Annotated in this window: 19 protein-coding genes; 9 read left to right on the forward strand and 10 right to left on the reverse strand. The window is 54.0% G+C overall.

Annotation, left to right across the window (positions count from 1 at the left end; all coding sequences use genetic code 11):
- The first annotated feature begins 137 nt into the window (after window positions 1–137).
- Window positions 138–1,586: a tRNA uracil 4-sulfurtransferase ThiI gene (gene thiI / locus H5P17_RS05555; protein WP_182821763.1), complete on the forward strand. Its 1,449-nt coding sequence runs from the start codon at window positions 138–140 to the stop codon at window positions 1,584–1,586.
- A 33-nt stretch (window positions 1,587–1,619) separates the two neighbouring features.
- On the opposite strand, the gene yajL is transcribed toward thiI, so the two are convergent.
- The gene (yajL, locus tag H5P17_RS05560; RefSeq protein WP_044548681.1) at window positions 1,620–2,210 is read right to left on the reverse strand and encodes a protein deglycase YajL; all 591 of its coding nucleotides are present in this window, start codon (window positions 2,208–2,210) and stop codon (window positions 1,620–1,622) included.
- Window positions 2,173–3,084, reverse strand: coding sequence for a 2-dehydropantoate 2-reductase (panE, locus tag H5P17_RS05565; protein ID WP_182821765.1), 912 nt, complete (start codon window positions 3,082–3,084; stop codon window positions 2,173–2,175). The genes yajL and panE overlap by 38 nt, the downstream gene beginning before the upstream one ends.
- 167 nt (window positions 3,085–3,251) lie before the next feature.
- Here panE and H5P17_RS05570 point away from each other — a divergent pair, with 167 nt between their 5' ends.
- Window positions 3,252–3,743, forward strand: a complete 492-nt coding sequence (locus H5P17_RS05570; protein ID WP_182821767.1) for a YajQ family cyclic di-GMP-binding protein — start codon at window positions 3,252–3,254, stop codon at window positions 3,741–3,743.
- Between the two features lie 199 nt (window positions 3,744–3,942).
- Here the strand turns inward: H5P17_RS05570 and H5P17_RS05575 are convergent, their stop codons facing one another.
- From H5P17_RS05575 to H5P17_RS05610, 8 genes are all read right to left on the reverse strand, one after another.
- Window positions 3,943–5,307, reverse strand: a complete 1,365-nt coding sequence (locus H5P17_RS05575) for an MFS transporter (protein ID WP_020825483.1) — start codon at window positions 5,305–5,307, stop codon at window positions 3,943–3,945.
- 346 nt (window positions 5,308–5,653) lie between these two features.
- Window positions 5,654–6,544 (reverse strand): heme o synthase, encoded by an 891-nt coding sequence (cyoE, locus tag H5P17_RS05580; protein WP_020825484.1) that lies wholly within the window; start codon window positions 6,542–6,544, stop codon window positions 5,654–5,656.
- Between the two features lie 17 nt (window positions 6,545–6,561).
- Complete coding sequence (locus H5P17_RS05585) at window positions 6,562–6,900, reverse strand: cytochrome o ubiquinol oxidase subunit IV (RefSeq protein ID WP_020825485.1); 339 nt, start codon at window positions 6,898–6,900, stop codon at window positions 6,562–6,564.
- Window positions 6,897–7,514, reverse strand: coding sequence for a cytochrome o ubiquinol oxidase subunit III (locus H5P17_RS05590; protein WP_044548686.1), 618 nt, complete (start codon window positions 7,512–7,514; stop codon window positions 6,897–6,899). The genes H5P17_RS05585 and H5P17_RS05590 overlap by 4 nt, the downstream gene beginning before the upstream one ends.
- Window positions 7,504–9,495 (reverse strand): cytochrome o ubiquinol oxidase subunit I, encoded by a 1,992-nt coding sequence (gene cyoB, locus H5P17_RS05595; protein ID WP_020825487.1) that lies wholly within the window; start codon window positions 9,493–9,495, stop codon window positions 7,504–7,506. The genes H5P17_RS05590 and cyoB overlap by 11 nt, the downstream gene beginning before the upstream one ends.
- A gap of 4 nt (window positions 9,496–9,499) precedes the next feature.
- Window positions 9,500–10,447 carry a cytochrome o ubiquinol oxidase subunit II gene (cyoA, locus tag H5P17_RS05600; protein WP_041414273.1) on the reverse strand — a complete coding sequence of 316 codons (948 nt, stop codon included), beginning with the start codon at window positions 10,445–10,447 and terminating at the stop codon, window positions 9,500–9,502.
- 441 nt (window positions 10,448–10,888) lie between these two features.
- Window positions 10,889–12,367: a muropeptide MFS transporter AmpG gene (gene ampG / locus H5P17_RS05605; RefSeq protein WP_182821769.1), complete on the reverse strand. Its 1,479-nt coding sequence runs from the start codon at window positions 12,365–12,367 to the stop codon at window positions 10,889–10,891.
- A gap of 53 nt (window positions 12,368–12,420) precedes the next feature.
- Entirely contained in the window at window positions 12,421–12,999 is a 579-nt protein-coding gene (locus H5P17_RS05610) for a lipoprotein (RefSeq protein ID WP_006319785.1), read from the reverse strand.
- Window positions 13,000–13,364: 365 nt separating this feature from the next.
- Here H5P17_RS05610 and bolA point away from each other — a divergent pair, with 365 nt between their 5' ends.
- The 7 genes from bolA (at window position 13,365) to ppiD (ending at window position 22,940) form a co-directional block, all read left to right on the forward strand.
- Window positions 13,365–13,679, forward strand: coding sequence for a transcriptional regulator BolA (gene bolA / locus H5P17_RS05615; RefSeq protein ID WP_004940361.1), 315 nt, complete (start codon window positions 13,365–13,367; stop codon window positions 13,677–13,679).
- Window positions 13,680–14,045: 366 nt separating this feature from the next.
- A complete protein-coding gene (gene tig / locus H5P17_RS05620; protein ID WP_044548696.1) occupies window positions 14,046–15,350 on the forward strand; it encodes a trigger factor in 1,305 nt (434 codons plus the stop codon).
- Between the two features lie 427 nt (window positions 15,351–15,777).
- Complete coding sequence (clpP, locus tag H5P17_RS05625; RefSeq protein WP_020825491.1) at window positions 15,778–16,401, forward strand: ATP-dependent Clp endopeptidase proteolytic subunit ClpP; 624 nt, start codon at window positions 15,778–15,780, stop codon at window positions 16,399–16,401.
- Between the two features lie 163 nt (window positions 16,402–16,564).
- Window positions 16,565–17,836 (forward strand): ATP-dependent protease ATP-binding subunit ClpX, encoded by a 1,272-nt coding sequence (clpX, locus tag H5P17_RS05630; protein WP_182821771.1) that lies wholly within the window; start codon window positions 16,565–16,567, stop codon window positions 17,834–17,836.
- A gap of 194 nt (window positions 17,837–18,030) precedes the next feature.
- Window positions 18,031–20,385, forward strand: a complete 2,355-nt coding sequence (gene lon / locus H5P17_RS05635) for an endopeptidase La (protein WP_044548697.1) — start codon at window positions 18,031–18,033, stop codon at window positions 20,383–20,385.
- A 216-nt stretch (window positions 20,386–20,601) separates the two neighbouring features.
- Entirely contained in the window at window positions 20,602–20,874 is a 273-nt protein-coding gene (gene hupB, locus H5P17_RS05640) for a nucleoid-associated protein HU-beta (RefSeq protein ID WP_006319790.1), read from the forward strand.
- 182 nt (window positions 20,875–21,056) lie between these two features.
- Window positions 21,057–22,940: a peptidylprolyl isomerase gene (gene ppiD, locus H5P17_RS05645; RefSeq protein ID WP_182821773.1), complete on the forward strand. Its 1,884-nt coding sequence runs from the start codon at window positions 21,057–21,059 to the stop codon at window positions 22,938–22,940.
- Window positions 22,941–23,054 lie beyond the last annotated feature (114 nt).

Consider the following 23,054-nt stretch of genomic DNA (forward strand, 5'->3'; position numbering starts at 1 on the left):
CACCGGGCTCCACCAGATAGTGGTATACTCTGCGCCGCAAATGCGATTGATAAAACATTCGGCAGTACCGTGGGTTTTATCAATCGCATATACATTGTAAATCCTTTTCCCTCGTAATTCTGACAATAAAGACCGCCATGAAGTTTATCATTAAATTGTTCCCGGAAATCACCATCAAGAGCCAATCTGTGCGCTTGCGCTTTATCAAGATCCTCTCGACCAGTATCCGCAACGTCCTGAAGCAGTATGATGAAACACTGGCGGTCGTCCGTCACTGGGATCATATCGAAGTTCGCGCCAAAGATGAAAACCAGCGGCCGGTGATTGCCGATGCGCTGACGCGCATCCCCGGTATTCATCATATTCTGGAAGTGGAAGACCGCGACTATACTGATATCCACCATATTTTCGAGCAGACGCTGGAAGCTTACCGCGAGCAACTGGAGGGGAAAACTTTCTGCGTGCGTGTGAAGCGCCGCGGCAAACAGGACTTCAATTCGCAGGACGTGGAGCGTTACGTCGGTGGCGGTCTGAACCAGCACATTGAGAGCGCGCGCGTTAAGCTGTCGCATCCACAGGTGACGGTTAACCTGGAAATCGAAGATGACAAGCTGATGCTGGTCAAAGCCCGTCGTGAAGGTATCGGCGGTTATCCGGTGGGGACCCAGGAAGACGTATTGTCGCTGATTTCCGGTGGTTTCGACTCGGGCGTTTCCAGCTATATGCTGATGCGTCGCGGTTGCCGCGTGCATTATTGCTTCTTCAATCTGGGCGGTGCCGCGCATGAAATTGGCGTGCGGCAGGTGGCTCACTACCTGTGGAACCGTTTTGCCAGTTCGCACAAGGTGCGCTTTATCGCCATCGATTTTGAACCCGTGGTCGGCGAGATCCTCGAGAAAGTCGAAGACGGTCAAATGGGCGTGGTGCTTAAGCGCATGATGGTGCGCGCCGCTTCACAGATAGCTGAGCGTTATGGTGTACAGGCTCTGGTGACCGGTGAGGCGCTGGGGCAGGTTTCCAGCCAAACGCTGACTAACCTGCGTTTGATCGACAACGCATCCGATACGCTGATTCTGCGTCCGCTGATCTCCCACGATAAAGAGCACATCATCAAAGTGGCGCGTGAGATTGGCACCGAAGACTTCGCCAAGACCATGCCGGAATACTGCGGCGTGATCTCGAAAAGCCCGACTGTGAAGGCGGTTAAAGCCAAAATCGAAGAAGAAGAAGCTAATTTTGACTTCAGCATTCTCGACCGCGTGGTCAGCGAAGCCAAGAACGTGGACATCCGCACCATCGCCGAGCAGACGCAGGAACAGGTTACCGAAGTGGAAACCGTGGCGGCGTTTGGCGCTGACGAGGTGATTCTGGATATTCGCTCTAATGACGAGCAGGAAGACAAGCCGCTGAAGCTGGATCAGGTTGAGGTGAAACCGCTGCCGTTCTACAAGCTCAGCACCCAGTTTGGCGATTTGGACCAGAGCAAAACCTACCTGCTGTACTGTGAGCGTGGCGTGATGAGCCGCCTACAGGCGTTGTATTTGCTGGAGCAGGGCTACAGCAACGTGAAGGTCTACCGCCCGTAATCGATCAAGGGGCGGATTAACCGCCCCTGTGATTTAATCGCGGAAATCGTACATCCCTGGAATCAAGACTAACTGAGCGGCGATCTCCGCCGCTTTTGCTTTACCCAGCAGCAAATCAATCAGCTTCAGCGCGAACTCCATTGAGGTTCCCGGCCCCTGGCTGGTGAGCAGGTTGACGCGCGCATCGTACACTACACGTCGTTCCATCCATTTGTCGGCCGGGATCTGTTCTTTCAGCCCAGGGAAGCCGGTCATATTGCCGACGGGGAACAGATCGTGGTGTTGCAGCACCAACGCGGGCGCAGCGCAGATGGCGGCGACGATATTACCCTGCAGATGCATCTGGCGCACTTTCTCCACCAGCAGCGGGCTGTCGCGGAAACACTCGGCACCTTTCAGGCCGCCGGGCAGCACTATCGCGTCGAAGGGGTCATCGACAATCGACACCAGCGCCGCATCTGCCAGCAGCTTGACGCCGCGTGAGCAGACAATGGTCAGGTTGCCGTCGCCGGCCACGCTGGCGGTGGTGACTTTGATGCCCGCCCGCACCAACAGATCTATCGTGGTGACGGCTTCGATTTCTTCGCTACCAGGTGCCAGGCAGACCAGCGCCGATACGCTCATATTCATTTTCCTTTCGCTTAATCAATTCAAACAGTCGCGCGTTCTCCGGCAGAGTCACGCCGTGGCTGCGTGCGCGCCGCAGCAGATAGCCGGTAATGTAGTCGATCTCGGTGTGACGCTGAGTACGGATGTCCTGCAGCATCGAAGAGACGTTGTCCGCAGTGCTCTGGATCACCTCCATCACATACTGCTGCAAGCCTTCACAGGAGGTCGAATAACCCTCCATCGCCATCACGCTGGCGGCTTCACGGCAGATGGCCTCAATCTGCTCAGGATAGCGCTGCAAATCGCCATTGCGGCAGTTATACAGCGCCGTTAGCGGATTAATCACGCAGTTTACTGCCAGCTTGCGCCAGTTCGCCGAAGTAATGTTGTTATGCCAGGCGACGTCAGGCAGCGCCTGATGCAGCACTTCCGCCAGATGGCTGAGCGAAGTCGCCGCCGGGGATGTCGGGCCGATATGGGTGGTACCGCCGGCCACATGGATAATGGTGCTGCCGTCATGGCGTGCGGCATGGGTGGTGGTGCCCTGCAATATCGGCTGATTGTTCGGCGGCAGCTCGTCCTGCGTGCCCATGCCGTTATGCAACAGCAGGATGGCGCAACGCGGGTTCAGCTTAGGCAACAGGGCACTGACCGCCCCGGAAACCTGCCAGGCTTTCAGCGTGACCAGCAACAGTTCGCTCTGGGCCAGATGTTCAGGATCGTTAGTGGGTAAATTACGGTTGAACGAGAGGCCTTCAGGCTCGATGACGTTCACTGCGCAAAAGGGTTGCGGTACTCGTAACCATCCCTGCACGTCGTGGCCCTGCTGATAAAGCCGGGAGAGCCACAGTTGTCCGAGCGCGCCGCAGCCAAGAACAGTTATTTTCATCCAGACTCCTTGGGGTAACGGGAAAAACGCTCAGTATCTATCCTATAATTATAGACTTTTCTGCTGCGCGGCGGGGCCGGCAAATTTTGTCTGAGGCGCTAAAGCGGTTATCATGCTCGGCATCGAAATCGCCTATCGCATTAGGCTCTAATTCAGGAGGAAGAAGTATGCCATCTTTCGACATTGTTTCCGAAATTGATATGCAAGAAGTACGTAACGCCGTTGAGAACGCCACGCGCGATCTTGGCACCCGTTGGGATTTCCGCAACGTGCCGGCCAGCTTTGAGCTGAACGAAAAGAACGAAAGCATCAAGGTTGCCAGTGAATCTGATTTTCAGGTGCAGCAACTGCTCGATATCCTGCGTGAAAAGCTCAGCAAGCGCAGCATTGACGGCAGCGCGCTGGAGATCCCGGAGGAGCTGACCCACAGCGGGAAAACCTACAGCGTGGAAGCCAAGCTGAAGCAGGGAATTGAAGCCGCCCAGGCGAAGAAAATCGTCAAGCTGATCAAAGACAGCAAGCTGAAAGTGCAGGTACAGATCCAGGGGGATGAAGTGCGTGTAACCGGTAAATCACGTGACGATCTGCAGGGCGTGATGGCGCTGGTGCGCGGTGCCGATCTGGGACAGCCTTTCCAGTTCAAAAACTTCCGCGACTGATCCTTTCGCGAAGACCAATATATTGATGGGGCCGGCTTGCCGGCCCTTAGTCTGAGACAAACACCCGAAAAACGTGGTTTTCGGATGTTTGGGGTAAATCAGAAGATATAATCCTTTGTTTTATTAACTCCAAGCTCAGGACTTTTAACTGCAAAGGACTTTGTCAGCAATCTGGGGGCCGGCTTGCCGGCCCATTTCTTTACAGCGAATTCACCAGTGCTTCCAACTGACCGCGGTTGGTTTGCTTGGTGTCGACCTTCACGTAGGCGCTGCGTTCTTCCGGTACCACAATCGCTTCAGCTACGCCCGGCTGGGCCTTCAGGCGGCTTTCCAACGCGGAGTCTTTCACTGCCAGTTCCGACAGCGTAATACGCAGGCTGCTCACGTACGGTGGTTCCTGCATGGTGCTGCTGACCATGAACCAGATTGCGGCTAAAACGGCCCCGGCGATAAAGACCAATCCCGCGCCCTGCAAGCCGTACAGAAAGCCGCCCAGGCTGCCGCCAATCGCCACGCCGATAAACTGGCTGGTGGAGTAAACCCCCATGGCCGTGCCTTTGTAGCCCGCCGGAGATTCTTTACTGATCAGCGACGGCAGGATTGCTTCCATCACGTTAAACGCCATAAAGAACAATTGCACGCCGGCAATGATGCCCCACAGGTGCGCGCCAGACAGCCACAGCAGCACTTCGGCACAGAATAAGACCGCCACGCAGCCCATGAAGACCTGCTTCATGCGGCGCTTCTTTTCGGCATAGATGATAAAGGGCACCACGGCGGCGAAAGACACCAGCATGGTGACCAGATAGACGATCCAGTGTTCGCTGGGGGCCAGACCGGCTTTTTCCATTGCCAAAGGCAGCGCCACGAAGCTGGACATCAACAAGATATGCAGGCACATGATGCCGAAATTCAGTTTCAGCAGGCGGGAGTTGCTCAACACTTTGCTGAAGCTGCCGCGTACGATACTGGATTCACGGTTCAGCACGTGGCTGCTGGCGGAAGGCACGACCGCCAGGGTAATAACGATACCGGCCAATGCCAGCACGGCAATCATCCAAAAAAGTGCGTGCAGGCCGAAAGCGTGGGTGACGATCGGGCCGACCACCATGGCGATGGCGAAGGTAATACCGAAGCTGACGCCGATGAATGCCATCGCTTTGGTGCGGTTCTGTTCCCGGGTGAGATCGGACAACAGCGCCATCACTGCCGCAGCGATAGCGCCGGAACCTTGCAATGCCCGGCCGAGGATAACCCCCCAGATGGAATCGGTAGCCGCGGCAATCACGCTGCCCAATGCGAAAATCAACAGTCCGCCGACAATCAGCGGTTTACGGCCGATACGGTCGGAAATCAGGCCGAAGGGAATTTGGAACACCGCTTGCGCCAGGCCGTAAATGCCAATGGCGATGCCGATCAGCGTTTCGCTGGCGCCGTTCAACGCCATACCGTAGGTCGTCAGTACCGGCAGCACCATAAACATGCCGAGCATGCGCAGTGAGAATACCGTTCCTAGCCCCCAGGTCGCTCGTCGTTCCAGCGGGGTCATTGCATTATCGTTCATTAAAACCTCATTAAAAGCCATTCCGTCAGGTTATCGGTGATAACGCCTGATGGGATAGCTTCTGTTAAAACTGCGTCATTTTAGTGTGAAGGGCAGGGGGGGTAAATCTAATGTTGTTTAGCAGATATTACAGTTCGTCGGTTTTTCTGCGAGACAAATAAAATGGGCCGCTAAGCGGCCCATAGAGAGCGGACAAAGACCTCAGTAGCTAGTAGTAATACATTGAGTACTAATAGAAACAAAGGATTATATCTCTGCCTTGCCCCAAACATCCGAAAACCACGTTTTTCGGGTGTTTTCATCAATTTAATGGGCCGCTAAGCGGCCCATTCACAGATGATTTGGCTTACCAGACGTAAGTCATCAACGTTTCCGGCGAGGCCGAAGCGCTGAAATCGATAGACATCATCACGCTGAGCGAGGTAATGGCAACAATCGAGAACACAAACAGTTTGCGCGCCCAAACGCTGTCATTTTCGGCTTTGTAACCACGCAGCGCCATCCCCAGCCACCATACGCTTACCGCCGCAGCGACGATCAGGTATTTGTAGCCGGCGTAGCCGCCCAAAGTCAGCATCAGCGTAGCAACCATAAACGCCACGATGTAGACGGTGATGTGGTTCTTCGCCACCGAAATGCCTTTGACGACCGGCAGTACCGGAATGTTGGCTGCTTGGTAATCTTTAAAGCGGAAGATGGCAATCGCATAGGAATGCGGCATCTGCCACAGGCTAAAGATAGCCAACAGGATCAACGCACCGGCATCGAACTCGTTGGTGACCGCGCAATAACCGATAACCGGTGGCGCAGCGCCCGACAAGCTGCCGATCAGCGTGCCGTATACCGAGTGGCGTTTCATGTACAGGCTGTAGACGCCGACATAAACCACAAAGCCCATCACCGCCAGCCACATGGCCAGCGGGTTGGCGCCAATATACAGCAACGCAAAGCCCGCAATACCCAGGGCGGTAGCGTAAACCAGGCTTACACTCGGCGCGATCAGGCCTTTCACCAGCACCCGATTCTTCGTTCTCTCCATTTTCTTGTCGATGTCGCGGTCAATGTAGTTGTTAAACACACAGCCCGAAGCGACAACCAACGAGACACCCACCAGGGTGGCGAGAAACAGGGGATAGTCGATGCTTCCTTTGGAAGCCAACAGGAATCCCCCGACGACAGAAATTAAATTGCCGAAAATAATTCCTGGTTTAGTTACTTGCAGGTATTGCTTAATCATCACGTGCAGCTCGACTCTTAACTGACCATCATATTGATGTTGAGGTTGTACATAATCCAGAGTGAACCCACAACAACGATACCGATGATCATAGCGGTGAACAGCAATGCCACCAGGTTCCAGCGCTCTTCCGATGAGGTATTCATGTGCAGGAAGTAAATCAGGTGAACAACCACCTGAATCACGGCCATGCCAACTACAACCGCCAGGATGGTGGAGTGAGAGGCGGTACCGCTCATCACCATCGCAAATGGAATCACCGTCAGGATGATCGACAGAATAAAGCCGATCAGATAGGTCTTGACGCTACCGTGGCTTGCGCCGCCGTGAGAAGTTTCATGGGATGAATGACTCATGACATAACCCCCAGCAGGTAAACAACGGTGAAGACGCAGATCCAGACCACGTCCAGGAAGTGCCAGAACAGGCTCAGGCACATCAAACGGGTTTTGTTGGTTGCGGTCAGGCCACGCTTGCTGACCTGAATCATCATGATGATGATCCAGACCAGACCGGTAGTCACGTGCAGACCGTGGGTCGCAACCAGCGCGAAGAAGCTGGACAGGAACGCGCTGCGATCCGGACCATAGCCTTCAGCGATCAGGTGATGGAATTCGTAGATCTCCATCGCGACGAAGCCCAGACCGAACAGGAAAGTCAGGAACAGCCAGGTGTTAACGCTGCCAACCTTGCCTTTGTTCATGCCGATCATCGCCATACCGTAGGTGATGGAGCTGAACAACAGCAGGAAGGTTTCAACCAGGACAAACTTCAGATCGAAGATGTCTTTGCCAGAGGGACCGCCAGCGGTCCCGTTCACCAGTACTGCATAAGTCGCGAACAAGCTCGCAAACAAAATACAGTCGCTCATCAGGTAGATCCAGAATCCGAAGACTTTGGTCTCTCCTGCGTCGTGGTGCCCATGCTCTGCATGGGCTGCGTTATGGTTAGTCAGAGTATCAGTTGACATGTTTCACGCCTGCTTTGCTGATTTGTTCATAGTGTTGGTTTTCAATGCGCTCGATCTCATCAACCTGCACATAGTAATCAACATCTTCATCGAAGCTCTTGGCAATCCAGGTCACGATCATACCTACGAAGGCAGCGATCGCCATCCACCAGATGTCCCAGATCATCGCGAAACCAAATACCAGGCTGAAGCCAGCAATAATCACACCGGCACCGGTATTCTTCGGCATATGAATCGGTTCGTATTTAGCCGGTTTCTTATAAGCTACGCCTTTTTCTTTCATGTCCCAGAATTCATCACGGTCATGAATCTGTGGCACTACGGCAAAGTTATAGAACGGCGGTGGAGACGAAGTCGACCACTCCAGCGTACGAGCACCCCATGGGTCACCGGTCAGGTCACGGTTCTGCTCACGGTCACGCACACTGACGAACACCTGAATCACTTGGCACAGGATACCGCAGGCAATCAGAGCCGCGCCGCCCGCCGCTACCAGCAGCAGTGGGTGGAACTCTGGGTTGATGTTCTGGCTGATACGACGAGTCATACCCATAAAGCCCAGAGCATACAGCGGCATAAAGGCCACGAAGAAGCCGATGATCCAGAACCAGAACGCGCGGATACCCCATTTTTCGTTCAGCGTGAAGCCGAAGGATTTAGGGAACCAGTAGGTCAGGCCTGCGAAGCAACCGAACACCACACCACCGATGATAACGTTATGGAAGTGGGCAATCAGGAACAGACTGTTGTGCAGCACGAAGTTCGCACCCGGCACGGCCAGCAGAACGCCGGTCATCCCACCCACGGAGAAGGTGATGATGAAGCCGATGGTCCACAGCATAGCGGAGTTGAGCTGAATGCGGCCCTGGTACATGGTGAACAGCCAGTTGAAGATTTTCACCCCGGTAGGGATGGAAATGATCATGGTGGCGATACCGAAGAAGGCGTTTACGTTCGCGCCGGACCCCATGGTAAAGAAGTGGTGCAACCATACGATGAACGACAGAACGGTAATCGCGATGGTTGCCCATACCAGTGAGGTATAGCCGAACAGGCGCTTTCTCGAGAAGGTCGCGGTGACCTCGGAGAACACACCGAACACCGGCAGAACCAGGATATACACCTCTGGGTGACCCCAGGCCCAAATCAGGTTGATGTACATCATCATGTTGCCGCCCATATCATTGGTAAAGAAATGGGTGCCCAGATAGCGATCCAGGGTCAGCAACGCGATGGTTACGGTCAGAATTGGGAAAGAAACGATAATCAGGACGTTAGTACACAGTGCCGCCCAGGTGAACACCGGCATCTTCATCAGAGGCATGCCAGGAGCACGCATCTTCAGAATGGTGGCGAAGAAGTTCACACCGGTCAACAGGGTACCAATACCGGAAATCTGCAGGCTCCAGATCCAGTAGTCGACCCCGACGCCAGGACTGTATTCCTTACCCGACAGCGGCGGATACGCCAGCCAACCTGTTTGCGCGAACTCACCAACCCCCAGAGAGATGTTGATCAGCACTACGCCCACCACGAAGAACCAGAAGCTCAGGGAGTTCAGGAACGGGAAGGCAACGTCGCGCGCACCGATTTGCAAAGGTACCACTACGTTCATCAGACCTACCACGAAAGGCATCGCCATGAAGAAGATCATGATAACGCCGTGGGCGGTGAAGATTTGGTCGTAGTGGTGCGGCGGCAGGAATCCGGCCTCGCCGGCGGACGCAAGCGCCTGCTGACTACGCATCATGATGGCATCGGCAAAACCACGCAGCAGCATAACCATTGCCACGATGATGTACATGATACCAATTTTTTTATGGTCAACCGAAGTCAACCAGTCGCTCCATAGCCATTTCCACTTGCCGAAATAGGTTATCAGCGCCAGCAGTGCCAGGCCCCCAATAACAATTGCAGCGACGGTGACCATGATGATCGGTTCGTGGTACGGAACCGCATCAATCGTTAATTTTCCCAACATCAGTTTATTCCTCGGCTCCGGCGTGAGCATGTTCACCCATGTCCATACCCTGGCTCATGTCCATGCCTTCGTGCGCGGTAGCGCCTTTGTGCATGTCCATATCACCCATGAATTTGCCAATAGTTTCTTTGAACAAATTCGGTTTGACACTGGAGAAGTACTCGACCGGGTTGTTTTCACTCGGCTCTGCCAGTTTGTTAAAGTCGCTGGTGGCGTTTAGGTTATTCGACGATGCTTTCACCTTGGCAACCCACTGATCGAAGTCGCCTTCGGTTGGGGTGACAATGGCGGTGAATTTCATGCCGGAGAACCCGCGACCGCTGAAGCTGCTTGAAATACCGTCGTATTTGCCTGCTTCATTGCCGATCAGGTGCAGTTTGGTCTGCATCCCGGCCATCGCATAAATCTGCCCACCTAACTGAGGAATAAAGAACGAGTTCATTACCGAGTTAGAGGTGATCTTGAATTCGACTGGAACATCTTTCGGGAAAGCCAGCTCATTAACCGTCGCGATGCCTTGTTCCGGGTAGATAAACAGCCATTTCCAGTCGAGCGACACCACTTCGATCGTCATCGGCTTCTTGTCAGTGACAATCGGCTTGAACGGATCCAGCTCGTGGGTAGTCTTCCAGGTAATGGTGCCAAGGATGGCGATGATAATGATAGGAATGGTCCAGACGACCGCTTCGATCTTGTTGGAATGTGACCAGTTCGGACTGTACTTGGCGTCTTTGTTGGAAGCACGGTACTTCCAGGCAAAGGCGAACGCCATAAAGATAACTGGTATCACCACGATCAGCATCAACGCGATTGCAGTGATAATCAGTGTCCGTTGCTCAACACCAATTGCTCCTTTGGGGTTCATCAATACCATATTGCAACCACTGAGCATTACAGTGGAGGCAATTAATGACAACATCCCAATACTTTTATTGTATTTCTTAAGTCTCATCTAACGACCTCAATTACAAAGGCTCTATTGTCGTTTCATGTGTGCGGGCATTTTACGGGAAGGTTGCAGTACTGTAAACATGCTTAAGGGAGTGTCAGCGCCTTGTTGACACTTTCTGTTAAGGGTGTCACAGATGTCACGCTACGTGACAATTTACCAATGGCAACAACGCGTTGGCGCGCTGAATCGTGCCGAGCAATCCGTATGTTAAGGAAAACTAAAGGTATGATGAATCTTGCAGCTGAAAACGCTTTTTTGAAATACGAGTGAAAGGTTTATTTAATGTAAAATAATTGTGTCTTAAAGGTGAATTTAATTTTATTTCCCGATCTCGCTATTCGAATAAAAAAATAATTTGGGCGGGAATTATATTTTTTAACTAAATAAATACATCACCCTGATGCATTTTTGCCGACCGGCACGATGACCGGTCGGCGATTATCAGGCCAGTTTGGTACGGCGCAGTGCCAGATAGTCCAGCAAACTGCCCATCGCAATGCCCACCAGACTCAGCGCGGCACCCATTTGCAGCAGCCGATCGGCCAGGTTCGGCAATAGGGTCCAGTCGAGCGCATTGGTGATCAGCAGGAGCAGCCACAGGCCCAGCAAGGTACAGCCCAGCGTCAGCAGGCGCAATGCCCACCGGTAAAACTGGCGGAATTCGGTGCGCGGCATGAAGTCATCGGTGCGCTGGGTATATTCCAGCGTCTGACGGCACAGGTGCAGCAGCAGCAGGCCCGGCACCGCGGCGACGATCGAGAATAAATAGAATAACGGCCAGCCGTGTGCTTCAACAAACCAACCGGCAATGGGCCCGACATACACCCGCCCAACGGCGGACAGCGCCGACAGCAGGGCGAACTGGGTGGCGGAAAATGACTTGTTGCATAGCGTCATCAGCAGCGCGACAAAGGCCGCGGTGCCCATGCCGCCACACAGGTTTTCCAGGAAGATGGCGCTGCCCATGGTCATGATGTTTTTATCGGTGACCGCCAGGATCCAATAACCGAGATTGGAAACCGCCTGCAGGATGCCGAACAGCATCAGGGCGCGGAACAGGCTGAGGCGTTGCATCAGCACGCCGCCAAACAGCGCACCGACGATGGTGGCGAACAGGCCGAGGGTTTTGTTGACCAGCCCGACTTCACCGGCATCGAAGCCGACGCCACGGATCAGGAAGGTGGTGCTCAGGCTGCCGGCAAAGGCATCGCCCATCTTGTACATGACGATCAGCAGTAAAATCAGCCAGGCATTGTTACGCGCAAAGAAATCACGCAGCGGAGCGACTACCGCCTGCTCCATGGTGCGCGGTGCCGGAATGCTGTCGTCGGGTTCAGGTGCCAGCAGGGTGGCGACAATTCCGATCAGCATCAGCCCGGCCATCAGCCAGTAGGTCGACTGCCAGCCTAAATAGCGATCCGCCAGCCACAGCGCCAACCCACCGGACACCAGCATTGCCAGCCGGTAACCCAATACCGAAACTGCGGCACCGGTGCCGCGCTCTTCGGCGCTCAGCAGATCGGTTTTATAGGCGTCAAAAACAATATCCTGCGACGCGGAACAGAAAGCCACCAGTACCGCCAATGCCGCCAGCCACCAAAGGTGCTGTGCCGGCTGCATAAAGCCCATTGCGACAATCGATACCACCAGCAACAGTTGGCTGATCAGCAGCCAGCCGCGCCGCCGCCCGAGAAAGGGCGGGGTGTAGCGGTCCATAAAGGGCGACCACAGGAATTTGAACACATAGGCCTGACCGACCAGCGAAAAAATGCCGATGGTTTTCAGATCGATATTTTCGACGGTCATCCAGGCTTGCAGCGTGCCGGAGGTCAGTGCCAAGGGCAGACCCGACGCGAAGCCCAGCAGCAGGAGGATGGCGGAATTACGCTGGGTAAAGATATTCAGATACTGTTTCGACATGAGTTCCCTGTCTGCACCGCCCGATGATCCGGGCGGCACAAGGCGTTCGCGGATTAACGCGCGTTTTGCTTGATAAAGTCGTTGACGCTGGTGTCTTGCGCCATATCGGCAATAACGTCACCCAGCACGGTGTTGACCGCGTTAGTGATTTTCTCGTTGGTTGCTGTGAAGGCACCCTGCACGTTATAGGTTGAACGGTAGTTCTTCACCTGTTTGTTGCCGTTTTTCGCCTGGGCGGTAATAGAAATATCGGCCTTGGTGGTGATGTTGTAGCGCAGGTTGCCTTCAGAGACGTCCGCATACAGGTTATTGACGACGATTTGCAGATCAACCGCGCCGTCAGCGCCAATCATGTAGCCGCGCGCGCCCATTTGTTTCTCGAGTACTTCCTGCAGCAAGAAGCGCAGATCGCGTGATGGCGTCAACGTCACCAACTGGCCGTCGCGGTTCACTTTCGCCAGCGCCTGGTCTTGACGCTGATCCGCGCCGTTAATGCTGATGGTCACGCCCTGCAGGGTCGGATCCTGCTGTGGCAGGACGATCTTTGGCGTCACGTTCAGAGTATTGCTGCTGGTGGCACAGCCGGCCAGCATCAGTGCGGCCAACAGTGGAAGGCAAAGTTTTTTTAACATAGTTACTGTCTCATTCTCGATGGATTTTAAGCTGCCGCAAACTGCCAAGATTAACGAAGCGGGTTTGAGCAGGCTTTCTGTAATAATCAGAGCGGGATAGCCAACAACAAATTGTCGACATCATAGCATCGCCGCCGGCCGGAGGAAGCGCAGAACGCTCCGGAGTGACAAATTTTTACCTGCCGTTGATAAAAACATGCTTTTTTGCCCGTCTCAATCGGATAAACCCCAAGCGACGGCGGATGTTGACCGTTTTTTGTCCGCAAAAAAGAGAAATTTACCTGAGGAATGGTCTAAAAGGGACGAAAGCGGCTAAGATTGAAATAGATGGGGGCGGTCCTCTGCCGGTGTAGTAAGGAGATCCTATGATTCGCGAGCAAATAGAAGCAAAGTTAAGGGCGGCATTTGAGCCCGCGTATCTGGAAGTCGTTGATGAAAGTTATCGTCATAACGTTCCGGCGGGTTCAGAAAGCCATTTCAAGGTGGTATTGGTCAGCGATCGCTTCGTCGGCGAACGTTTTCTGACGCGGCATCGTTCGATTTACGGCGTGCTGTCAGAGGAGTTGGCGGATGGCGTACATGCGCTGGCGTTGCACACCTACACCCTGAAAGAGTGGGAAGGGCTGCAGGATACCGTACCGGCTTCCCCGCCTTGCCGTGGGGCCGGAACCTTGGCCTGACGGCTAAATTTGCGGTATCAGTGGAACTTTGACCACGATTTGGGGTATTACTACAGACGAATTTTGGAACGGCCTGCGGGCCGTTTCTGTTTTTGACGACGACATAGCCGATGCGTAATGCAGCGAAGGCTAGGTCGGCTTCGGCGGCCTTTTGGCGATCAAATCGGCAAAAGTGTGAGTTTTAGCGCGCCGCCGCCGCCTTGCTTTCCTCGACTCGCTCCGCTTGCGCCGCTATAATGTCGCGTCTTATTTTTCCGGAATGGTTTCGGGACGCTTCTGTCATCAGGAAACTCGGTTCTGTAATGTAGCCGTCCTGGTTCTTGGAACGGAGTTGACCGAGCACTGTGATTTTTTTGAGGTAACAAGATGCAAGTTTCAGTAGAAACCACTCAAGGCCTTGGGCGCCGTCTCTCTATTACTGTACCCGCTGATACTATCAAGCAGGCTATTAAAAAAGAGCTGATCAACGCGGCAAAAAGCGTTCGTATCGATGGCTTCCGTAAAGGCCATGTACCGATGAACATCGTTGAGCAACGTTATGGCGCTTCCGTTCGCCAGGACGTGCTGGGCGAAGCGATGCAACGCAGCTTTGTTGATGCGATCATCAAAGAAAAGATCAATCCGGCTGGCGCACCAAACTACGTGCCGGGCGAGTACAAAGAAGGTGAAGACTTCACTTTCGCGGTTGAATTCGAAGTGTATCCGGAAGTTGAGCTGAAAGGCCTGGATGGCATCGAAGTTGAGAAGCCGGTTGTTGAAGTTAACGACGCCGACGTTGACACCATGCTGGACACCCTGCGCAAGCAGCAGGCGACCTGGAAAGACAGCGATCGTGCAGCGCAAGCTGAAGACCGCGTAACCGTAGATTTCTCCGGTTCTATCGATGGCGAAGAGTTTGAAGGCGGCAAAGCCTCTGACTTCGTTCTGGCGATGGGCCAGGGCCGCATGATCCCAGGCTTCGAAGAAGGTCTGGTCGGTCATAAAGCCGGTGAAGAATTCACTATCGACGTTAACTTCCCGGAAGATTACCACGCTGAAAACCTGAAGGGCAAAGCGGCTAAGTTCGCTATCGTTCTGAAGAAAGTGGAAGAGCGTGAGCTGCCAGAGCTGACTGAAGAATTCATCAAACGTTTCGGCGTGGCTGATGGTTCTATCGAAGGCCTGCGTGCTGAAGTGCGTAAAAACATGGAGCGCGAGCTGAAAGGCGCAGTGCGTAACCGCATCAAGACTCAGGCAATCGACGGCCTGGTCAGCGCTAACGAAATCGACGTACCTGCTGCGCTGATCGACGGCGAAGTTGACGTTCTGCGCCGTCAGGCTGCACAACGTTTCGGCGGCAACGAGAAGCAAGCGCTGGAACTGCCACGCGAACTGTTCGAAGAGCAGGCCAAGCGTCGCGTAGTGGTTGGTTTGCTGCTGGGCGAAGTGATCAGCACCAACGATCTGAAAGCTGACGAAGATCGCGTTAAGACGCTGATCGAAGAAATGGCTTCCGCTTACGAAGATCCAAGTGAAGTTGTTGAGTTCTACAGCAAAAACAAAGAGCTGATGAACAACATGCGCAACGTTGCTCTGGAAGAACAAGCGGTTGAAGCCCTGCTGGCAAAAGCGAAAGTGACTGAGAAAGCCACCACCTTCAGCGAGCTGATGAACCAGACTCAACAGGCGTAATGTCTGTACGCCAGGGCGCAATCTGACGCGCCTTCGGGGCTGGCTTGCCGGTCCCGGCGTTAAAAAAGCCCGTAACCTTCGGTTGCGGGCTTTTCTTTTTGCCACGTTGCTGATTAATCTCAGGTTAAGCGTGACAATATGCACTATATTTACCCTGTTGCTCTTGGGACAGTCTGGCATGATGGTCATCGTCGACATGCCGGCCGCGTAAAAATACGCAGTCGGGCTTGAAATTCTGCCAGCGGCCCCAATCTGTAAAATGTAGTTATTTATGCTGTTTGCCAGAGTGCGCGGGATCAGAAAAACCGTCGGGTACGTGTGGCGCGGGTCGAATGCTTGAGCATAGTCATCATGACCGTTCTCAAGTAGAATCGGTGTAAAAGGGTGTAACCCTGGCCGCCAAGGCAATTTCTATTAGGAGACGGTAATGTCATACAGTGGCGAACGAGATCAATTTGCACCTAACATGGCCCTGGTGCCGATGGTGGTAGAGCAGACTTCACGCGGGGAGCGTTCTTACGACATCTATTCCCGCCTGCTGAAAGAGCGCATTATTTTCCTGACCGGCCAGGTTGAAGATCACATGGCCAACCTGATTGTGGCGCAGATGCTGTTCCTCGAAGCGGAAAGCCCGGAAAAAGACATTTACCTGTACATTAACTCCCCGGGTGGCGTGATCACCGCCGGCATGTCAATCTATGACACCATGAAGTTCATCAAGCCGGACGTCAGCACCATTTGTATGGGCCAAGCGTGCTCGATGGGCTCCTTCCTGCTGACCGCAGGTGCCAAGGGCAAACGTTTCTGCTTGCCGAACTCACGCGTGATGATCCACCAGCCGCTGGGCGGTTATCAGGGCCAGGCGACGGATATCGAAATCCACGCGCGTGAAATCCTGAAGGTGAAGGCGCGCATGAACGAGCTGATGGCAGAGCATACCGGCCAGTCACTGGAGCAGATCGAACGCGATACCGAGCGCGATCGCTTTATGACCGCGGAAGAAGCGGTAGAATACGGTCTGGTTGACGGCATTCTGACGCACCGCAAGTAAGTACCACGCGGCTGGCGAGGTATATGTGCGAGCCGATAGGCTATAGTAATCAGAGCGGGCGCAGCTCGCTCTGGTGAGCATAATCGGCGTTCCCGGTATGCGTTTTGGGCGCACTGCCGCCGTGATATTCCTGCGGGACAAAGACTAAAGAAGAGGTTTACTGATGACAGATAAGCGCAAAGACGGTTCAGGAAAGCTGCTGTACTGCTCTTTCTGCGGCAAAAGCCAGCATGAAGTGCGTAAGCTGATTGCCGGTCCGTCAGTGTATATCTGCGATGAATGTGTTGACCTGTGTAACGACATTATTCGCGAAGAGATTAAAGAAGTTGCCCCGCATCGTGAGCGCAGTGCGCTGCCGACGCCGCACGAAATTCGTCACCACCTGGATGACTATGTCATTGGCCAGGAGCAGGCGAAAAAAGTGCTGGCGGTAGCGGTGTATAACCACTACAAACGCCTGCGTAACGGCGATACCAGCAACGGTATCGAGTTGGGCAAAAGCAATATTCTGCTGATTGGCCCGACCGGTAGCGGTAAAACCCTGCTGGCGGAAACGCTGGCGCGCTTCCTGGATGTACCTTTCACCATGGCCGATGCCACCACGCTGACCGAAGCCGGTTATGTGGGTGAGGACGTGGAAAACATTATCCAGAAGCTGCTGCAGAAGTGCGACTACGACGTGCAGAAAGCGCAGCGCGGCATCGTCTACATCGATGAAATCGACAAGATTTCCCGTAAGTCAGACAATCCGTCCATCACCCGTGACGTGTCGGGTGAAGGCGTGCAACAGGCCCTGTTGAAGCTGATCGAAGGTACCATTGCTGCGGTTCCGCCTCAGGGTGGCCGTAAGCATCCTCAGCAGGAATTCCTGCAGGTTGATACCTCGAAAATCCTGTTTATCTGCGGCGGCGCATTTGCCGGCCTGGATAAAGTGATCGGTCAGCGCGTCAATACCGGTTCCGGTATCGGCTTCGGTGCTACCGTGAAAGGGGAAGCCGAGAAGGCGACCGAAGGCGAACTGCTGCTGCAGGCTGAGCCGGAAGATCTGATCAAGTTTGGCCTGATCCCTGAGTTCATCGGTCGTCTGCCGGTCGTGGCAACCCTGAGTGAGCTGAGCGAAGATGCGCTGATCCAGATCCTGAAAGAGCCGAAAAATGCCTTAACCAAACAGTATCAGGCATTGTTCAATCTGGAAGGCGTGGAGCTGGAGTTCCGTGAAGAAGCGCTGAACGCCATCGCCAAGAAGGCCATGACGCGTAAAACCGGTGCACGTGGTCTGCGCTCCATTGTAGAAGGCGCGTTGCTGGACACCATGTATGACCTGCCGTCCATGGACAGCGTCGACAAAGTGGTGATCGATGAATCGGTTATCGCCGGCCAGTCCAAACCTTTACTGATTTACGGCAAACCGGAAGCACAGGCTTCAGGCGAATAATTCGCCAGTCAAACCAGAAAGTTAATGTCAAAATGGGGGATTTTATCCCCCATTTCTTTTTCCTGCATTCTTGCCGTTGAATGTAAGAGATTCATCCCCATATACTCATTAACCAGATTTTATGAAACGTTTGATGCTTGCGTCTCATGAGATTCCCCTCAACCTGGCGGAAGTTAAACTTAAGAGAGAGCTCTATGAACCCTGAGCGTTCCGAACGCATTGAAATCCCCGTCTTGCCGTTGCGCGACGTGGTGGTTTATCCGCACATGGTGATCCCGTTATTTGTTGGCCGGGAAAAATCGATTCGGTGCCTCGAAGCAGCAATGGATCATGATAAAAAGATCATGCTGGTGGCACAGAAAGAGGCCTCAACGGATGAACCTGGCATTAATGACTTGTTCTCTGTCGGCACCGTAGCGTCGATTTTGCAGATGCTGAAACTGCCGGACGGCACGGTAAAAGTGCTGGTAGAAGGCCTGCAGCGGGCGCGTATTACTACGCTTTCCGACAGCGGCGAGCACTTTGCTGCCCAGGCAGAATATCTTGAGTCACCGGCGATTGACGAGCGTGAACAGGAAGTCCTGGTGCGCACCGCAATCAATCAGTTTGAAGGCTACATCAAACTGAACAAGAAAATCCCACCGGAGGTGCTGACGTCATTAAACAGCATCGACGACGCTGCACGCCTGGCCGATACCATTGCCGCGCACATGCCGCTGAAACTCAGCGACAAGCAGTCGGTACTGGAGATGTTCGATATCACCGAACGTCTGGAATACCTGATGGCGATGATGGAATCGGAAATTGACCTGCTTCAGGTTGAAAAACGTATCCGTAACCGCGTCAAAAAGCAGATGGAAAAAAGTCAGCGCGAGTACTATCTGAATGAGCAGATGAAGGCGATTCAGAAAGAACTGGGCGAGATGGACGATGCGCCGGACGAGCATGAAGCGCTGAAGCGCAAGATTGAAGCGGCGAAAATGCCGAAAGACGCGCGTGAAAAAACCGAAGCGGAACTGCAAAAGCTAAAAATGATGTCACCCATGTCTGCGGAAGCGACCGTGGTCCGTGGTTACATCGACTGGATGCTGCAGGTGCCGTGGAATGCGCGCAGCAAGGTTAAAAAAGACCTGGTTAAAGCGCAGGAAGTGCTCGATATCGATCACTATGGCTTGGAGCGAGTCAAGGACCGTATTCTTGAGTATCTCGCAGTACAGAGCCGCGTAAGCAAAATCAAAGGGCCTATCCTGTGTCTGGTGGGGCCTCCTGGCGTAGGTAAAACCTCGTTGGGGCAGTCGATCGCCAAAGCGACCGGTCGCCAGTACGTGCGTATGGCGCTGGGCGGCGTGCGTGATGAAGCGGAAATTCGCGGTCACCGTCGTACCTACATCGGTTCGATGCCGGGTAAACTGATCCAAAAAATGGCCAAGGTCGGGGTGAAAAACCCGCTATTCCTGCTGGATGAGATCGACAAGATGTCTTCCGACATGCGTGGCGATCCAGCTTCTGCCCTGCTTGAGGTGCTGGATCCGGAACAGAACGTGGCGTTTAACGATCACTACCTGGAAGTGGATTACGATCTGTCCGACGTGATGTTCGTTGCTACCTCGAACTCGATGAACATTCCTGCGCCGTTGCTGGACCGTATGGAAGTGATCCGCCTGTCCGGCTATACCGAGGACGAGAAGCTCAATATCGCCAAACAGCACCTGCTGCCGAAGCAGCTTGAGCGTAACGCCCTGAAAAAAGGTGAGCTGACGGTCGACGACAGCGCCATCATTGGCATTATCCGCTACTACACCCGCGAAGCCGGGGTGCGTAGCCTGGAGCGTGAAATCTCCAAGCTGTGCCGTAAAGCGGTGAAAACGCTGCTGATGGACAAGAAGATCAAGCATATCGAGATCAACGGCGACAACCTGAAAGATTACCTGGGTGTCCAGCGTGTTGACTATGGTCGTGCCGATACCGAAAACCGCGTGGGTCAGGTCACCGGCCTGGCTTGGACGGAAGTGGGCGGCGATCTGTTGACCATCGAAACCGCGTGCGTCCCGGGCAAAGGTAAGCTGACCTACACCGGTTCCCTTGGTGAAGTGATGCAGGAATCGATTCAGGCAGCGCTGACCGTGGTACGTGCGCGTGCGGATAAGCTGGGTATCAACGCCGATTTCTACGAGAAGCGCGATATTCACGTTCACGTGCCGGAAGGCGCTACGCCGAAAGACGGCCCGAGCGCCGGTATCGCCATGTGTACCGCGCTGGTGTCCTGTCTGACAGGCAACCCGGTTCGTGCCGATGTGGCAATGACCGGCGAGATCACGCTGCGTGGTCAGGTACTGCCGATTGGTGGCTTGAAAGAGAAACTGTTGGCAGCGCACCGCGGCGGCATCAAAACCGTGCTGATCCCGTATGAGAACAAGCGTGATTTGGAAGAGATTCCGGACAATGTTATCGCCGATCTGGACATTCATCCGGTGCAGCGAATTGATGAGGTTTTGAACCTTGCCTTGCAGAATCCGGCCTTCGGCGCACTGCCGGTAGCGGCAAAATAGTGACGAATCGCAAAAACCATTGATAAAACTTATGCTGGCAAGTCATTTCGGACTTGCCAGTCTTTTTTTGTACCGCTAAGTTAGAAAGCTGTCGGCCCACGTTTTGTCACGCTTTCGGTGGCTTGCCAAGGTTCGATGGGATTGATATAACAGCTGCGCTGTCGCAACCGTAGGGATTTTTCGGTGCGACGATTGAATTCTAGAGGGGATGATAGAGTGAATAAGTCACAACTGATCGACAAAATTGCCGCAGGTGCTGATATTTCCAAAGCGGCAGCTGGGCGTGCTTTAGATGCAGTGATTGCATCTGTTACCGAATCCTTGAAGGAAGGGGATGACGTGGCGCTGGTTGGTTTCGGTTCTTTCACCGTACGTGAGCGTTCAGCCCGTACTGGCCGTAACCCGCAAACCGGTAAAGAGATCAAAATCGCGGCAGCCAAAGTTCCGGCCTTCCGTGCAGGGAAAGCGCTGAAAGACGCAGTAAACTGATTGTTTGCGTCTAACCGTTTAGCGTTGCAGGGTTTAGCAATAAACAATCACCTGACGCAACGGTGCTGGTAAGGTAAGATATAAGGCGCATCAGATTGATGCGCTTTTTTTATTTTTGTCGCAGGGAACGCGCCTGCACAAGGGTGTTTTTAATCCACATCACAGCGGAGTGTTGTCACACTATGATGGACAATTTACGCGCGGCAGCTAATCACGTCGTGCTCAAAATCATCCTGGGCTTGATCATTTTGTCATTTCTTTTGACAGGGGTGGTCAGCTATCAGGGGAGTGCCGGTGATTATGCAGCGAAGGTCAATGGCCAGGTGATCGAGCGTGCTCAGCTGGAACAAGCTTTCCAAAGCGAACGCAGCCGCATGCAGCAACAGTTGGGTGACCAGTTCTCCGTACTGGCGGGCAACGAAGGCTATATGCAGCAGATGCGCCATCAGGCACTGTCACAGCTGATCGACAACATGCTGCTGGACCAATATGCCAAGAAATTAGGCCTGAGCGTCAGTGACGATCAGGTGAAAGAAGCCATCCGTAAAGCGCCTTACTTCCAGACAAACGGCCAGTTCGATAACGCCAAATATCTCGATCTGATTAGCCGCATGGGTTACACCGCCGATAACTTTGCGCAGTCAATGCGTCAGCAGTTGGTTAACCAGCAGGTGATCCAGGCCTTCGGCGAGTCAGGTTTCATCCTGCCAACCGAAGCGCAAGGGATGACGTCACTGGTGCTGCAGCAGCGCGATGTGCGCCTGGCTACGCTGGATCTGAAAGCGTTGCAGGCCAAGCAAACCGTGACCGAAGACGAGCTGAAAGACTACTACAGCCAGAACAAGAACAGCTTTATTGCGCCAGAGCAGGTCAAGGTAAGCTACATCCCGATGGACGCCGCCTCGATGCAAGACAAGGTGACGGTAGCCGATGCGGATATCAGCGCCTATTACGACCAGCATAAAAGCAGCTACGGCCAGCCTGAGCGCAAGAATTACAGCGTGATCCAACTGAAAACCGAGGCGGAAGCCAATGCGGTGCTGGACGAGCTGAAAAAAGGCGGCGATTTCGCCACTCTGGCGAAAGAAAAATCCACCGACATTATCTCACGCCGTACCGGTGGCGAGCTTGGCTGGCTGGAGCCGGACACCACGGCAGACGAGCTGAAACAGGCCAACCTGACCGAAAAAGGCCAGCTTTCCGGTGCAGTGAAGTCCTCTGTGGGCTATCTGGTCGTACGTCTGAACGACATCGAGCCGGAAAAAGTGAAGCCGCTTAGCGAAGTGCGTGATGCCATCGCCAAGCAGGTTAAGCAGGAGAAGGCGGTAGACGCGTATTACGCGCTGCAGCAAAAGGTGAGTGAAGCGGCAACCAGCGATAACGAATCTCTGGCGTCAGCCGAAGAAGCCGCTGGTGTGAAAGCAGCCCAGACCGATTGGTTCACCCGCGACAACATTCCGGCTGCGCTGAACTTCAAACCTGTCGTCCAGTCGATTTTCGATGGTTCACTGATTGGCGAAGGCGGCTCTCCGGGCAGCAACTCCGATGTGATCACCGTTGATGGTGACCGTGCTTTCGTGATCCGCGTATCAGGCCACAAGCCGGAAGGCATTGAGCCGTTCGATCAGGTCAAAGATCGCGTGGCGGAATTGGTCAAGCGCAACAAAGCCGAACAGGAAGCGAAACTGCAGGGCGAGAAGCTGCTGGTTGAGCTGAAGCAGGGCAAGGGCGACGAAGCGATGAAAGCGGCCGGCCTGAGCTTTGGCAGCGTACAGAAGATGGCGCGTGCGCCGGAAGACAGCCAGCTGGTGCAGAGCGTGTTCGCGCTGCCGCACCCGCAGGAAGGCAAACCGGTTTACGGCATGTCGCAAGACCGTCAGGACAACGTGGTACTGATTGCACTTGATGCGGTGACGCCAGGCAGCCTGTCGGCGGAAGAAATGAAAACCTTCGTCAGCAAAATGGAAGAAGGCGCGACGGGCGTCTCCTTTGACTCTTTGCTGGCCAGCCTGCGCAAAGAAGCCAAAATCACCATGGGTGCCGCTGAGCAGCAACAGCCTCAGTAACGCACCGCAGTTTTCTGCAACGCAATGTAATGCTAAAAGGCCGCTTTCGCGGCCTTTTCCATATCTGCTATCCGCCAATTGCTGAAGTTCCCTGGCTGCGGCAAGGTGAGCTTG

The sequence above is a fragment of the Serratia sp. OS31 genome (assembly GCF_014164835.1).
GTDB classification, from domain to species: Bacteria; Pseudomonadota; Gammaproteobacteria; order Enterobacterales; family Enterobacteriaceae; genus Serratia; species Serratia liquefaciens_A.